Origin of the sequence: Actinomadura xylanilytica, from assembly GCF_030283145.1 — a bacterium.
GTDB classification, from domain to species: Bacteria; Actinomycetota; Actinomycetes; order Streptosporangiales; family Streptosporangiaceae; genus Spirillospora; species Spirillospora xylanilytica.
In genome coordinates this window covers 515,780-529,692 of record NZ_JASNWE010000005.1, presented here as the reverse complement: position 1 = coordinate 529,692, position 13,913 = coordinate 515,780, and the positions used below count along the sequence as shown (strand labels likewise).

The window sequence follows — 13,913 nt, the reverse complement described above, 5'->3', positions numbered from 1 at the left end:
GGTGAACGCCGCATATGTGCGGCGCGCCTCGGCATGCGCGCCAGACGTCGTCCCCTTCGCTCCGCCCACCGGCTGAGCCTTCTCACGCGCGGTGGGCGCGTCCCCCATGGGAGACCACCGCGGTGTCCGAACGACCCTTCCCTCATCACGCCCTGCCCGGACCGGGCACGGACGGCCTCACCACGAACCACGCGACCACCGGCGACCCCGCCACCGACACCCCCGCCGGTTCTGGCGGCCGGCTCGCGCTGGTGCTGTCGACCCACCACCTGACCGTCTCGCTCGGGCTGTACACGGTGATGCCGGTGCTCGTGCTGGTGCTCAGCAGCCGGGCCGCGAGCGCCGCCGGGCCGGGGCTGTTCTGCTACACGGCCTCGGCCGGGCTGGGCGCCCTGCTGGTCAGCCGATGGCTGTCACGGCGGCGGTATCTGCCGGCGATGTTCGCGGGCACGGTGCTGGCCGCCGCCGGATTCGGCCTCCTGCCCTACGCCGCCGGCACGGCGGGCCTGCTGGCGCTGCTGCTGGTGGCCGGGCTCGGAATGAGCCTGCACTCGCTGCTGTCGCGCGTCCTGGTCGCCGAGACCGTCGCCGACGACATCGGCAGGCAGCGCGTCTACTCCACCCTGATGATCGCAATCAACGTCGCCGCCTCGGTCGGGCCGTTCCTGGCCATGCTGCTGTACCGGGGCGGCGACGCGCGGCCGCTGTTCACCGTCGTCGCCGGCTGCTACCTGCTGGCCGGAGCGGTCCTGCCCCTCGGCGTCCGCGCGGGACTGCGCACACCGGCCGCCACCACCCGATGGCCGATCGGCCGCAGCACGCTCCGCGCCGCCCTGCGCGAGGCGACCACGAGATCGACGGTGCTCACCACCCTGGCCGGCACCTTCATGTTCGCCCAGTTCGCCTCCGCCCTCGTCCTCCTGCTCGCCGACGAGATCGCCTCGCCGGCGGCGCGCGCGGCGTTCCTGGCCGCGCCCGCCGTCGGCGTCGTGCTGCTCCAGGCGCCCGCCACCGCGCTCATGACCAGGCTGATGAGCCGCGGGACTCCGCCGTACGCCTTCATCGGCGTGGCGTCCCTGGGCTTCGGCGGGACGGCGCTGCTGCTCGGCTCGGGCCTCCCCACCGTGTCCGCCATCGTCTTGGCGGTCGCCCTGTTCACACTCGCCGAACCGTTCTTCCACTCCACGGTCAGCACGGCCTTCGCCGGGCTGCCGCACGGATCCCGCCTGGAGACGTTCAATCTCCGCCAGGTCTGCTGGAGCACGGGCGAAGCCCTGGGCTCGCTGTGCGGCGGAACCGTCTACCTGCTCCTGCGCCATGGCGGCCACCAGCGGCTCTACTGGCTGGCGCTCGGCCTGGGCACGCTGATCACCATCGCCCCGGTCGTCGCAGGCGGCGCCCGGCACCGGCGACATCGGCAATCCCTCGATCTCCACTGACACACCGCGTCAGCGGACCCTCCCGACCTTTTCGACGGCACGTGGCCCTTCCGCCCGCGCTACACCGATGCCGCCGGATTCCGGCTGCACTGCGTGGACGAGGGGCCACGTGACGGCGCGGGCGTCATCGCGCTGCGGGGCCGGCGGACACCGTCCCCCCGCTGCCCTCCTCAGAGAGGCCGCTCAGCTCAGGGCAGCCGCAGGAGGCGGGTCGCGTTGCCGCCGAAGATCTGGCGGAGATCGCGCTCCGGCATGTTCATCTCGTGGCAGATCCGGAGCTGATCGGCGAGGTAGCGGTCGCAGTAGCCGCGCGGGAACCAGGACGAGTCGCTGCCGAAGACGATCCGGTCGGGCCCGATCGTCTCGTAGCAGCGGCGGAACAGGTCCTCCAGGGTGAGCCGGTAGGGCATCCAGCGGACCCACTGGTTGGAGCCCGAGGTGTCCACGCACACGTTGGGGCAGGCCCAGCACAGGAACAGCGCCTGCTGCACGTGCTGCACGCCGAAGTGCGGGATCACGAACGTGACGCCCGGATGGCGCTTGGCCACCGGCTCCAGCCAGGCCGGCTCGATCCGCGCGTTGTGCGCGATCCCGCCGCTGGACCCGCAGTGCCCGAAGTGGATCAGGACGGGGATGTCGTACCGGGCGGCGACCCGCCAGACCGGGTCCGCCGCCGGGTCGTCGATCCGGTGCGGCAGCAGCGGGGCGAACAGCTTGAGGCCGCGCAGCCCGAGCTCGGTGACCGCGTGCTCCAGGCGCGCGGCGGCGTCCGGGGCGGTCAGGTCCGTCAGGTTGGCCATCCCCGAGAACCGGCCCGGGGCCCTGGCCACGAGCCGCGCGACGTTCTCGTCGCCGCAGCCGGTGACGAACGCGGCGTGCTCGATGCGGTGGCGGTCGAGCTCGGCGAGCCACAGGTCGGCCTCGGCCTCCCAGCCGCGTCCGGCACCGGGCCCGGACTCGGGGTCGGGAAAGCCCCAGGCCCGCCGCCAGCGCCGCGACTGCTCGGCGACCTGCTCGCGCCGCCGCGCCTCGGCCCGCTCGTCGTGGTCGGCGCAGCCGAACTGGCCCCCGGCCAGGTCGCGGGTGGCCGGGTCGTGCTCCATGCGGAAGTGCAGGTGGAAGTCGACGACGGGGATGTCGCGCGGTGCCGTGGTCACTGTGCCCCCTCGAGCACGTCGCCCGGGGTGAAGGCCCGGTCGTCGGAGGGTCTGCTGATCACGGTGGCGGCGACGCGGGTCCCGTACTCCACCGCGTCCGCGGCGTCGGCGCCGCCCGCCAGGCGGTGCAGCAACCCGGCGTTGAAGGCGTCGCCCGCCCCCGTCGAGTCGCGCACGGCCACCTCGGGAGTGGCGTGCACGCTCAGCGGCGCGCCCGGGCGGGCGAGCAGCGCGCCGCGCGCCCCGCGCTTGACGACCACGGTGGCCCCGGTGCCGTCGGCGATCTCCTGCGCGCCCGCCTCGGCCGACGCCGCGCCGGTGAGCGCCAGGATCTCGTCCTCGTTGGGCAGGAACACGTCCACGCCGCCGAGCACGGCGACGACCTCCGCGCGGGTGGACGCGGGCCAGCCGCCGGGATCCCATCCGGTGTCGAGCGCGGTGCGGGCCCCGGCCGCCTTGGCGCGCGCGAACAGGTCCCTGGCCGGGTCCCCCTGGACGGCCGGCAGCAGGAAGTAGCCCGACAGGAGCAGGAACTCCGCCGGCAGTGCCTCCTCGGGGACCGAACCGGCGTCCAGCACGGCCATCGCGCCGAGCGCCGACAGGAACGCGCGGTCGCGTCCGGGCGCCTCCACCGCGACCGTCACCCCGGTGGGCCGGTCCGGGACCCGCGTGAGGTGGGTGCGCAGGCCGGGGATGTCGAGCTGCCGGCGCAGCAGGTGCGCGGTGTCGTCGTCCCCGACCAGCCCGGTCAGCACCGTCTCCCGGCCGAGCCTGGCCAGGGTGATCGCGGTGTTGGCCGCCGAGCCGCCCGCGCGCAGCACGACGGGCGGGACGATCCGCTCGGTGCCGGGCGGGGGCAGCTCGGCCACCCCGGAGACCAGGACGTCCAGGTTCACGTTGCCGACCACGGTGATCCGGGCCGGCCCGGCTACGGCACCGCTCACCGGTCGCTCGCGGCGAGACGTTCGTCGACGGCGTCGCGCAGGGCGTCCTCGGCGCGGCGCAGCGCGCCGCGCCGCTCGGCGAACTCGCCGGTCAGCGCCTCGGCCGCCGCGGTCACGCCCGCGGCGGTGCGGCGCACCGCGTCGCGTCCGGGACCGCCCGTCTGGGGGCGGTCCAGCACCCGCTCGGGCCGCAGCCCGGCCTCCAGCGCGGCCCGGACGACCGCGCGGTCGGCGGTGCCGAGCCCGGCGCCCGCGATCGCCGACGCGACCAGGTCCTCGGTCCACTCCGCGGGGGGCGCCTGGCGGACCAGCGCGCCGACCACCGAGTGCGCGCCGCGCCAGGGGACGCCCGCGCCGGCGAGGGCCTCGGCGATCGCGGTGGTGGTGGCGCCGGTGGCGACCACCTGGTCCGGCGCCGGCGGCTCCAGCGGCGTGATCTCGCCGAGCAGGCCGCGCATCAGGGTGAGGAAGCGCAGTGCGCGGTCACCGCCGCGCCACAGGTGCTGCTGGACGTCGGTGGTGGCGTTGTTGGAGTCCTCGTACCAGGCGGCGCCGACGTTGTTGAGCGTGGCGGCCATGTCGGCGGCGGCGGCGCCGGCCATCGACCACATGTGCTCCAGCACCACCGGGTTCTTCTTCTGCGGCATGATGCTGGACCCTTGGCAGTAGGCGTCGGGGGTGGCGATCCAGCGCCAGGTCATCCAGTCCAGCAGGGTGCGGGCCATCCGCGCGCCGGTGGCCAGCGCGCGGGCCTGGATCGCGCCGGTGCGGACCAGGTGCTCGGCCCCGGCGACCGCCTCGTAGCTGGAGGTGAAGCTCTCGCGGAAGCCGAGCAGCCCGGTCAGCCGGTCGGCGGAGATCGGCAGGTCGGTGCCCGCGAACGCGCACGAGCCGAGCGGGTTGACGTTCAGCTCGTCGTAGACCGAGAGCATCTCCCGGGCCTGGCTGATCAGCGCCTCGCCGTAGCCGGCCAGGACGTGGCCGAGGCTGGTCGGCTGCGCGGGGCGGCGGTGGGTCTGCCCGGTGATCAGCACGTCAGCGTACCGGTCGGCCTGCGCGGCGGCGACGGCGGCGGCGCCGAGGGCCTGCTCGGCCTGGTCCAGGACGCCGTCGCGCAGCACCATCCGGAACACTCCGGCGTCCAGGTCGTTGCGGGATCTGGCGAGCTGGACGTCGAGCTCGGACGGCTCGATCCCGGCGGCGGCGGCCAGCCGCTGCTCGGTCAGGTAGTACACGTCCTCGACGCTGCCGTCGAAGGCGAGCGCGTCGTCGTCCTCGGCCAGCAGCGCGCGCAGGCCGCCGAGCAGGCGCCGGGCCCGTTCGGCCGGGAGCAGGCCCTGCTCGGCGAGCATGACGACGTGCGCCAGGCTCGCGTGCAGCATCGGCCGGTACAGCTGCGGCGCGGACTCTTCGAACGCCACCCGCAGGTGGTTCTGCCAGTACACGGAGAGGGGCATCGAGAACACTCTTTCCACGAATCGACGATTTGCACAGGGGGGTCGGCCGGTCAGCCCACCGTCAGGGCCGACGCCGCCGCGGATCCGCTGCCGGCCGGGCCGTCGCGGCGGGAGCGGCGGGAGCGGCCCCTGCGGGGGCCCTCCTCGAGCCGGCGGGAGGCGAACAGGACGAGCAGGATCAGCACGATCTGGAGGCCGCCGTAGGCCGCGGCGGTGCCGAACTCGGAGGCGTAGATCCGGTTGTAGATCTCCACCGACATCGGCACGACGCCGGGCGGGTAGATCACGACCGAGGCCACGTACTCGCCGACGCCGTCGACGAAGGCCAGCAGCGCGCCGGCCAGGACGCCGCGCAGCACCAGCGGGAACGTCACCGTGCGCAGCACCCGCAGCGGCCCGGCGCCCAGGTTGCGGGCGGCCTCCTCCAGCGACGGGTCGAGCTGGTCGAGGGAGGCCCCGGTGGACCGGAACACCAGCGGGACGAACCGGACGAAGTAGGCGACCGGCAGGATCCACAGCGTCCCGACCAGGGTGAGCCCCAGGTTGGAGGCGCCCGGCTCGTTGAACGCGGTGACCAGGTTGACGCCGATCACGGTGCCGGGCAGCGCCCAGGGCAGCATGATGACCACGTCCATCGTCCACCGTCCGGGCAGCTTCCACCGGGCCACCACCCAGGCCGCCGCCGCGCCGACCAGGACCGCCGCCGCGGTGGCGAGCAGGCTGGCCTGCACGCTGACCGAGACCGGCAGCAGGCTGCTCGGCTCGGTGAAGATCTGAAGGTAGTTGTCCAGCGTGTACGAGGGCGGCAGGATCTGGGTGGTCCACGCGCCGTCCGCCGAGAACGACACCAGCACGATCACCAGGACGGGCGCCATCAGCACCACCGTGAGCAGCAGGCTGCCCAGCCCCGCGGCGGCCCGCGCGGGTCCCGACGACGGCCCGCGCCGCACCGCCGCGGCCCCCTTCGACAGGCTCCGGTGCACCCGCCGGTTCTGGTACCAGCGCATCCCCACCAGGAACACGATGGACACCACCGACAGCCCGGTCGCCTGCGTCGCGGCCAGCTCGGCGTTGCCGGACGTGCGCGCCGAGACGATCTCCATCGTCAGCGTCTGCACGTTGAACAACTGCGGCGCGGTGAAGGAGGCCATCGACATCATGAAGGTGAGCAGCGCGCCCGACACCAGCGCCGGGGTGAGCATCGGCAGCAGCACCGTCCGCCACACCCGGAACCGTCCCGCGCCGAGGTTGGTCGCGGCCTCCTCCAGCGAGACGTCCTGCCCGGCCAGGGACGCCGACACCGACAGGTAGAAGTAGGGGTACATGGTGAAGGCGTGCACCAGGACCACCCCGGCCACACCGCCGACCGACACCGCGCCCGGGTTCAGCCCGGTGACCGCGTGCAGGGCCCGCGGCACGATCCCGGTCTCGCTGTAGAGCAGCACGAACGACACCGCGCCGATCAGCGGCGGCAGCGCCATCGGCAGCACCGCGAACACCGAGAGCGCGCGCCGTCCGGGGAACTCGAACCGGTTCAGCAGGACGGCCAGCAGCGTGCCGAGGAGGCCGCAGAACAGCACCGACGCCAGCGAGGTGCCGATCGACAGCAGCAGCGCGTGCGCGCCCGACCCCGACAGCAGCGCCCGGTAGTTGGCCGCGAACCCCGCGCCGCCGGCGGAGGTGCGCGCGGTGGCCAGCATCGGGATGAGGACGAAGAACACCAGGATCGCGATGACCGGCAGCGCCAGCACGTACACGAACCTGTCGGAGTCGCGGGAGGGCAGCCGGCGGCGGGCCCGGCCGCCGGTGTCGGGCGGCGCGGTGGTGAGGGTGCCGGTACTCATCGGCGCACCAGCCATGCGTGCCCGGGGTCCACCCGCAGGCCGACGGTGTCGCCGGGCCGGGGAAGTTCGGCCGAGTCCGGCGCGGTGACCGAGAGCTCGAGGTCGCCGCAGGCCACGTCGAACTGGCTGCTGGCGCCGGTGAACTCGGCCGCGGTGACGACCGCGTCCAGCGTCCCGGTGCCCGGCGCGGTCAGCCGCAGGTTCTCCGGCCGGACCGACACCGCGACCCGGTCCCCCGCGGCGACCGCCAGGTCCGCCGGGCGGGCGGCCTCGACCCGGCCGCCGCTCGCCAGCTCGACCACCGCGCCGTCCGGCGAGCTCGCCACGACCTCGGCGTCCAGCACGTTGCTGCTGCCGATGAACCGGGCGACGAACGCGGTGGCGGGACGGTGGTAGATCTCGCGCGGGGTGCCGACCTGATGCAGGCGGCCGGCGTCCAGCACCGCGATCCGGTCGCTCATCGCCATCGCCTCGGCCTGGTCGTGGGTGACGTAGACGCTGGTGATGCCCGCCTCGCGCTGGGCCCGGCGGATCTCGGTCCGGGTCTCCTCGCGCAGCTTGGCGTCCAGGTTGGACAGCGGCTCGTCCAGCAGCAGCACCTCCGGGGAGATCACCAGGGCGCGGGCCAGCGCGACCCGCTGCTGCTGGCCGCCGGAGAGCCGGTCGATGGGCCGGTCGGCGAGGGCGCCGAGCCCGACCGACTCCAGGGCCCGCTCGACCCGCCGCGTCCGCTCGGGCTTGGGCACCTTGCGGGTGACCAGCCCGTACGCCACGTTCTGCGCGACGTTGAGATGGGGGAACAGCGCGTAGTTCTGGAACACCATGCCGGTGCCGCGCTTGTTCGGCGGGGTGGAGGTGACCTCGCGTTCGCCGAACAGGATGCGGCCGGTGGTGGGGGCGACGAACCCGGCGATCATGCGCAGGGTGGTCGACTTGCCGCAGCCGGACGGCCCCAGCAGGGTGAAGAACTCACCGGAGCCGATGGTCACGTCGATGTCGTTGACCACGAACTCGTTCGTGCCGTAGCGCTTGCCGACGCGGTCGAGCCGGACGGGGATCATGGGTGCCTCACTTAGACGCTCGCGGTGCTCGGGGAGCGCGGACGGAACGAGGGGTGGCACGTTCCAGGGGGCGGCGCGGCGCCCCCTGGAACGTGCGGTCAGCGCGGGCCGGTCAGCCCTTGTTCTTGATGGCCGAGCCCCAGTGGGTGATCCACTCGTTCTCCTTGGCGGCGGCCGCGTCCCAGTCGACCTTCATCTCGGTCAGCTTCAGCGGCGCCAGCCAGCTCGGCGGGGCGTCCATCTTCACGGTCGGGATCTGGAACCACTCCTCGGCCAGCTTCTTCTGCTGCTCCTGGCCGAGCAGGAAGGTCAGGAACGCGTCGGCGCCCGCGGAGTTGGGGCCCTTGGCGATCTTGGCGACGCCGTCCAGCAGCTGCGGGACGCCCGAAGCCGGGGAGACGACGGCGAAGGGGGCCTTGCTGTTCTTGCGCTGGAGCAGCACGTCCTGGAGGTTCCACACCGACACCGGCGCCTCCTGCCGCTGCATGCGCAGGTAGAGGTCGGTGGGGTTGGCCGCGTAGACCTTGGTGTTGGCGTCCAGCTTGCGCAGCCAGTCGTAGCCGGCGGCCGGGTCGCCGTCCTTGCCCTTGCGGGAGATCATCGCCGAGTAGATGCTGCGCATGGTGCCGGACGCGGCCACGTCCCGCACGATGATCTTGTTCTTGTAGGCCGGCTTCACCAGGTCGTCCCAGTCCTTGGGGGCCTGGTCGGGCTTGAGCATCTTGTCGTTGTAGAAGATGACCTCGTTGAGCAGCATCTCGGCCACCCAGCGGCCCTGCGCGTCGCGGTACTTCTCGGGGATGCTGGTCTTGACCGCCTCCGGCACGGGCGCGAGCAGCCCCGCGCCGGCCGACTGGACGAACTGCTGCTGCGTGCCGCCCCACCAGATGTCGGCCTGCGGGCGGCCCTTCTCCGCCGACACCCGCTCGGCGGCCTCCTGCGCGCCCAGCGTGAGCAGCCGGACCTTGCCCTTGTAGTCGGGGTTGGCGGCCTCGAAGGCGTCCACGACGTTCTGGGCCAGGCCCTTGTCCCGGGCGGTGTAAATGGTCAGGTTGGACTCGTCCGAGGCGCTGATACCGCACCCGGCGGTGACACCGGCGAGCGCGAAGGCGCTCGCGACGAGCAGGACGATCTTGCGCATGCTGCTACTCCTTCAGGGGGTCGGCCGGGTTGCGACCACGGCCGACGATGAAACCGCGGGCGACACCGCGCCCACATGCAGGGCACGGGCCCCGAGCTCGGCGAACATCACTTCTGGGGCGGACGGCGCGGACGCGGCGACCAGCGCGCGCAGCTCGGCGAGCCCCGGTTCGCCGAGCCGCACCGCCGCGCCCGCGTACACCACCCGCGCGGGGTTGACCACGCACGAGCAGACGATCGCCGCATACGCCCACGCCTCGATGACCGAGCGCCGCAGCGTGGCGACCTCCGGCTCGCCGGCGCGGCGGGCCAGCTCGCCGACCGGGTCGGCGGGCGCCGGCCCGTCCGGCCCGGCCAGCGCGGCGGCGATGCCTGGCACGCTCCAGCGCTGCTCGAACCGGCCGCGCCCGCCCTCGTGCGGCTCCGGCGGCGGCCCGGCGGGCAGGAAGCCGATCTCCCCGGCGAACCCGGCCGCGCCCCGGCACAGCGCCCCGCCGGTGACCAGCGCGGCGCCGACGCCGTACCCGACGTAGATGAGCACGAGGTCGTCCACGTCGGCGGCGGCCCCCTGCTCGCGCTCGCCGAGCGCGACCAGGTTGACGTCGTTCTCGGTCCGCACCGGCAGCCCGACTCGGTCGGCCAGCGTGCTGGTGAGCGAGTCGTCGCCGAGCGCCCGCAGGACGGGCGACAGGGTCACCGCGCCCTCGACCGTGGCCACCCCGGGCACCGAGAAGACCACCCGGCCCGGGACCGGCCCGGTCGATCCCGCGACCGCCTCGCCGATGAGGGCGACCAGCCCGGTGAACGGGTCGGCCGCGTCGATCCGCCGAGTGTGCTCGCCGTAGGGCTCTCCGGCCAGGTCCACCACCGCGGCGCGGGCCTGGTCGCCTTCCAGCGACACCACGACGAGCGTTTCGGCGGCCGGATTGAAGGCGAGCAGGCGGGGCCTGCGGCCTCCGGAGGAGTCTCCGGTGCCGACCTGGAGGACGTGGCCGCTGCCCATCAGATCGCGCACGATCTCGGTGAGCGAGGACGGCCGGTACCCGGTGAGATCGGCCAGGCCGGTGCGCGACACGGGGCCGTGCTCGCGCAGCGCGGCGAGCACGGCGTCGGTGCGGATCCGGCGCAGCGCCTCGTTCCCGGTCGGGGCAGAACGTCCCGTTGTGTCAGGCATGGCGTACTTTATACGGCATCCGAAGTAACTTTGTGAAGGTGTCAGGCCGAGGAATTCCACCGGTCCGGCGGATGAAGGGGCACGCACCGAACGGTGTGACGCCTAGAGCCGGGTCCAGCGGACGCGGAGGCCGGCGCCCCGCGGTCGCCAAGGCGCTGGACGGGGCGGCCGACGCGGCGTCACCCCGGCCTCCGGCAACCGCGTCGAGGACGGCTACCGATCATCTAGACAACGGCGTCATGGACGGCGCGCACGTCACCTTCGAGGCCGGGCGGGCGGGCCGAAGCGCACCGGGACGCCGGGCGAGTACAGCACGCTCACCGGTGCGCCCACCGGCTCCGGCAGGCCCGCCGCCGACACCAGGTCCTCGTCGCACTCGATCAGCTCGGCCCGGTGCAGGGGCCAGCGCGGATGGTCGTTCGGCAGGTACATCGACCGTCCGAACGAGGCGTTGTGCATCCCCCACCGGGCGGTGAGGAAGTGCTCCAGCTCGCTCGGCTCCTCCAGCGGCCCGCCCACCCGCACGGTGATCCGGCTGTGCGCACCGCGCGGACCCGGCCAGCGCCTCGAGCTGGTGTAGCCGATGGTGTCGCCATCGCGGCGGACGGACATGCGGGACCACAGATAGGGCAGCCGGAAACCGACCCGCGCCATGATCACGGGAATCAGCCGGGAGGCGTCCAGCGAACGGAAGACCACGCCGCGCCGCCCGTGCCCGTCCACCGAGTAGAGGCGGACGTTGGTCTCGGGGAACGTGCCGAGATACGGCACCCCGGGAAGGCGGAACCACCCCACGCGGTGCATCCGGAACGCGACCAGGCCGACGTAGGTGACGCCGCCTAGCGTGTCGGGCGCCGTCCCGGCCGGCAGCAGCCCCGCCACGTCCGCGGGGTCAACGACCCAATGGACGAAGGCCAGATCGAGCCAGGACTGGGTGAGCAGCGGACTGGTGATCGGCACCGGGGGGTCGGCGGTGATCGGCTCCGGAACCGGCGGAACGGTGGGCATCGCGCCAGCATCGCAGAAGGCCGCGGACTCGGTCTGCCATCATCGTCCGGTGACCGATCAACGGCGCAGGGAACCGTCCAAGACCGCCGGCGACCGTGCGTCACTGACGGCGTTCCTCGATTACCAGCGCGCGACCCTCGCCTGGAAATGCGAGGGCCTGACGGACGGACAACTCAAGCGAAAGGCGATTCCGGCCTCGGACCTCTCCCTCCTCGGCCTCGTACGGCACGCGGCCGAGGTCGAGCGCGCCTGGTTCCGTCTCGCGGTCAAAGGCGAGCACGCCCCGCCCCTTTGGCCGCGAGCCGAGGGCGAGCTCGCCGAGTTCCAGGTCGAGGACGCCGAGGTGGACGAGGCGTTCGCGCTCTGGCACACGGAATGCGACCGTTCCCGCGCCACCGCGGACACGATCGCCTCCCTGGACGACACGGTGGATTTTCGAGGCGAATCCATCTCGCTCCGCTACGTCCTCACCCACATGATCGAGGAATACGCGCGACACAACGGCCACGCCGACCTCCTGCGCGAGACCATCGACGGTGCAGTGGGCGAGTGACCCGCCGCCGGGACTGTTCTGTCGGTCCCGGGCGGCAAGCTGGGGCGTCGAGCTTCGAGACCACAGGGGAGTCCATGGCGAACTGGCGTGAGGTATCCGATTCGGCACCGGAGTTCGCCGCCCGGATCCGGGCGGCGTTCGAGGTGAACAAGCACAAGACCATCGCGACGCTCCGCAAGGACGGCTCGCCGCGCGTCAGCGGCATCGAGGCCTACTTCGTCGGCGACGACCTGTGGTTCGGATCGATGCCCGGCGCCCTGAAGGGCCGGGACCTGCTGCGTGATCCGCGGTTCGCGCTCCACGGCCCCCCGGTCATTCTCGGCGACGCCGGTGCGGCGCCCGGTGACGCCAAGCTGTCCGGCCGCGCCGTCGCGGTCACCGACCGCGACCAGATCGCGCCGATGCTGACCGCGCGGGGACTCGACCCCGCCGCCTTCGGCGAGTCGCACTTCTTCAAGACCGACATCCGCGAGGCCGTGCTGACGCGGATCGAGGGGGCCGTCATGGCCATCGACCTGTGGCGGCCGGGCCGGGAACTGCACCACTTCACGCGCGCGTAGCGACCGCTACTCCCCCGGCACGGGCGGCTCCTCGATCGGGAACAGGATCGGGCTGATCAGGTGCCGGGTGCGGTGCGGCGAGGGCTCGTTCGCCAGCCGGGGCGCGATCGCGCCCCGCATCTCGGAGATCATCTCGGCGAGCTCGTCCGGGCTGAGCCAGAGCGCGTGCTGCCGGTAGCCGACGGCATCGGCGGCCGGGTCGGCGCGGTCGCGGTCGAGGTAGGCGTTGAACTCGGCGATCAGGACGGCCATCGCCGCGGCGAACGCGCGGCGGTGGTCGCCGGCGGACAGCGACGCGACCGTGCCGGCGTCGATCACCGCCCGGTCCCGGCTCAGCCGGTACCGGCGCTCGACCGCGCCGCGCACCCGCTGCTCGGCGTCCACCTCCAGGACTCCCCCGTCGGCGAGCACGCCCACGTGCCGGTACACGGTGGCCTTCGAGACGTCGGGGATCAGGGCGCACAGCTCGGAGGTCGTGACGACCCGTCCCCCGGACAGGGCGTGCACGATGCGCAGCCGTACCGGATGCGCGAACAGCTCCAAGGCCTCCACGCCGGAATGATCTCATATGCGATACCGTTCGCAAAGTTGCGAACAGTCGGCGGGATCCCGCCGCTCACCGAGGGAGCCGCGATGCACGGCCGATCAACCGACAGCCGGGCCGGGACGATGGAGGACGCACCGCCGCTGGGGCGTCTCCACGACGCGGGCGGACGGCGGCTGATGCTGCACCGCTCGGGCACCGGCGGCCCGAGCGTGGTGTTCCTGCCCGGGGCCGGCCTGGTCGGCCTGGACTTCCTGAACGTCCAGGACCGGACGGCCGAACTCACCACGAGCGTGCTCTATGACCGCGCCGGGACGGGCTGGAGCGAGCCCGTCGACCTGCCCCGCACGCCGGCCGAGGTCGCGGGCGAGCTCCGGCACCTCCTGCGCGCCGCCGCCGTGCCCGCCCCCTACCTGCTGGTCGGCCATTCGCTGGGGGCCTTCTACGCGCGCCGCTACGCCCAGCTCTTTCCCGGCGAGGTGGCCGGGCTGCTCCTGCTGGACCCCGGCCATGAGGACATCCTCGACTACATGCCGGAGCAGGCGGCCGGAGCGGCCGAGCAGATGAAGCCCGACCTGGAGGAGCTGCCGGAGCTGACCGCCGAGCAGATCCAGGCCGCCCGAGAGCAGTACGCGCAGCTCCACGCCGAATGGCCGGGCCCGGTCCGGACGGCGCTCATCGAACACCACCTCGCGGAGTGGCGGACGAGCCTGCGGGAGACGCAGAACTTCGAGACCGAGGTCTACGACGAACTCCGCCACGGAGGGGAGCTGCCCGACGTCCCCCTGATGGTGCTCACCGCCGGTGGCGAAAACCCGTACTGGGCGCAGTTCATGTCCGAGCAGCTCATGCGCGAAGCGCACGATGGCGTGCGCGCCCTCCATGCGGCGATGGCCGCGTCCGTTCCCCGGGGCGAGCAACGCGTGCTCGAACACGCCTCCCACCAGTACATGCACATTCAGCAGACCGACGCCGTGCTCCAGGCGATCCGCGACCTGCTCGGCAGATGACACGGCGGCGCCCCGCGAGGGC

The 13,913-nt window shown here is 73.2% G+C and carries 13 protein-coding genes; 4 read left to right on the top strand and 9 right to left on the bottom strand.

Translation table 11 applies throughout. The features are described from left to right. Positions 1–122 precede the first annotated feature (122 nt). Entirely contained in the window at positions 123–1,439 is a 1,317-nt protein-coding gene (locus tag QP090_RS32280; RefSeq protein WP_285943439.1) for an MFS transporter, read from the top strand. 188 nt (positions 1,440–1,627) lie between these two features. Here the strand turns inward: QP090_RS32280 and QP090_RS32275 are convergent, their stop codons facing one another. The 8 genes from QP090_RS32275 to QP090_RS32240 all read right to left on the bottom strand — a co-directional run bounded on the left by QP090_RS32275 (position 1,628) and on the right by QP090_RS32240 (position 11,224). Continuing rightward, positions 1,628–2,596 carry an amidohydrolase family protein gene (locus tag QP090_RS32275; RefSeq protein WP_285943438.1) on the bottom strand — a complete coding sequence of 323 codons (969 nt, stop codon included), beginning with the start codon at positions 2,594–2,596 and terminating at the stop codon, positions 1,628–1,630. Beyond that, on the bottom strand, positions 2,593–3,540 hold the full coding sequence (locus QP090_RS32270; RefSeq protein WP_285943437.1) for a carbohydrate kinase family protein: 948 nt from the start codon (positions 3,538–3,540) through the stop codon (positions 2,593–2,595). The genes QP090_RS32275 and QP090_RS32270 overlap by 4 nt, the downstream gene beginning before the upstream one ends. Continuing rightward, positions 3,537–4,997 (bottom strand): lyase family protein, encoded by a 1,461-nt coding sequence (locus tag QP090_RS32265; protein ID WP_285943435.1) that lies wholly within the window; start codon positions 4,995–4,997, stop codon positions 3,537–3,539. The genes QP090_RS32270 and QP090_RS32265 overlap by 4 nt, the downstream gene beginning before the upstream one ends. A 50-nt stretch (positions 4,998–5,047) precedes the next feature. Then, positions 5,048–6,841, bottom strand: coding sequence for an ABC transporter permease (locus QP090_RS32260; protein WP_285943434.1), 1,794 nt, complete (start codon positions 6,839–6,841; stop codon positions 5,048–5,050). Continuing rightward, on the bottom strand, positions 6,838–7,902 hold the full coding sequence (locus QP090_RS32255) for an ABC transporter ATP-binding protein (protein WP_285943432.1): 1,065 nt from the start codon (positions 7,900–7,902) through the stop codon (positions 6,838–6,840). Before QP090_RS32255 ends, QP090_RS32260 begins: the two co-directional genes overlap by 4 nt. 112 nt (positions 7,903–8,014) lie before the next feature. Then, positions 8,015–9,043: an extracellular solute-binding protein gene (locus QP090_RS32250; RefSeq protein ID WP_285943431.1), complete on the bottom strand. Its 1,029-nt coding sequence runs from the start codon at positions 9,041–9,043 to the stop codon at positions 8,015–8,017. A gap of 12 nt (positions 9,044–9,055) precedes the next feature. Next, positions 9,056–10,216: an ROK family transcriptional regulator gene (locus QP090_RS32245; protein WP_285943430.1), complete on the bottom strand. Its 1,161-nt coding sequence runs from the start codon at positions 10,214–10,216 to the stop codon at positions 9,056–9,058. 255 nt (positions 10,217–10,471) lie between these two features. Then, positions 10,472–11,224, bottom strand: coding sequence for a YqjF family protein (locus tag QP090_RS32240; RefSeq protein ID WP_285943429.1), 753 nt, complete (start codon positions 11,222–11,224; stop codon positions 10,472–10,474). Between the two features lie 49 nt (positions 11,225–11,273). On the opposite strand from QP090_RS32240, the gene QP090_RS32235 reads away from it, so the two are divergent. Then, complete coding sequence (locus tag QP090_RS32235; protein ID WP_285943428.1) at positions 11,274–11,777, top strand: DinB family protein; 504 nt, start codon at positions 11,274–11,276, stop codon at positions 11,775–11,777. A 74-nt stretch (positions 11,778–11,851) separates the two neighbouring features. After that, entirely contained in the window at positions 11,852–12,337 is a 486-nt protein-coding gene (locus QP090_RS32230) for a pyridoxamine 5'-phosphate oxidase family protein (protein ID WP_285943427.1), read from the top strand. 6 nt (positions 12,338–12,343) lie between these two features. Here QP090_RS32230 and QP090_RS32225 read toward each other — a convergent pair whose 3' ends face one another. Further along, on the bottom strand, positions 12,344–12,889 hold the full coding sequence (locus tag QP090_RS32225) for a helix-turn-helix domain-containing protein (protein WP_285943426.1): 546 nt from the start codon (positions 12,887–12,889) through the stop codon (positions 12,344–12,346). Positions 12,890–12,970: 81 nt separating this feature from the next. Here QP090_RS32225 and QP090_RS32220 point away from each other — a divergent pair, with 81 nt between their 5' ends. Next, positions 12,971–13,891 (top strand): alpha/beta fold hydrolase, encoded by a 921-nt coding sequence (locus QP090_RS32220; RefSeq protein ID WP_285943425.1) that lies wholly within the window; start codon positions 12,971–12,973, stop codon positions 13,889–13,891. The last annotated feature ends 22 nt before the right edge of the window (positions 13,892–13,913 follow it).

What these genes read in the sequence shown, in the direction of transcription:
- QP090_RS32265 (WP_285943435.1), bottom strand. Translation starts at nt 4,997, where the DNA reads ATGCCCCTCTCCGTGTACTGGCAGAACCACCTGCGGGTGGCGTTCGAA.
- QP090_RS32260 (WP_285943434.1), bottom strand. Translation starts at nt 6,841, where the DNA reads ATGAGTACCGGCACCCTCACCACCGCGCCGCCCGACACCGGCGGCCGG.
- QP090_RS32255 (WP_285943432.1), bottom strand. Translation starts at nt 7,902, where the DNA reads ATGATCCCCGTCCGGCTCGACCGCGTCGGCAAGCGCTACGGCACGAAC.
- QP090_RS32250 (WP_285943431.1), bottom strand. Translation starts at nt 9,043, where the DNA reads ATGCGCAAGATCGTCCTGCTCGTCGCGAGCGCCTTCGCGCTCGCCGGT.
- QP090_RS32245 (WP_285943430.1), bottom strand. Translation starts at nt 10,216, where the DNA reads ATGCCTGACACAACGGGACGTTCTGCCCCGACCGGGAACGAGGCGCTG.
- QP090_RS32240 (WP_285943429.1), bottom strand. Translation starts at nt 11,224, where the DNA reads ATGCCCACCGTTCCGCCGGTTCCGGAGCCGATCACCGCCGACCCCCCG.
- QP090_RS32230 (WP_285943427.1), top strand. Translation starts at nt 11,852, where the DNA reads ATGGCGAACTGGCGTGAGGTATCCGATTCGGCACCGGAGTTCGCCGCC.
- QP090_RS32220 (WP_285943425.1), top strand. Translation starts at nt 12,971, where the DNA reads ATGCACGGCCGATCAACCGACAGCCGGGCCGGGACGATGGAGGACGCA.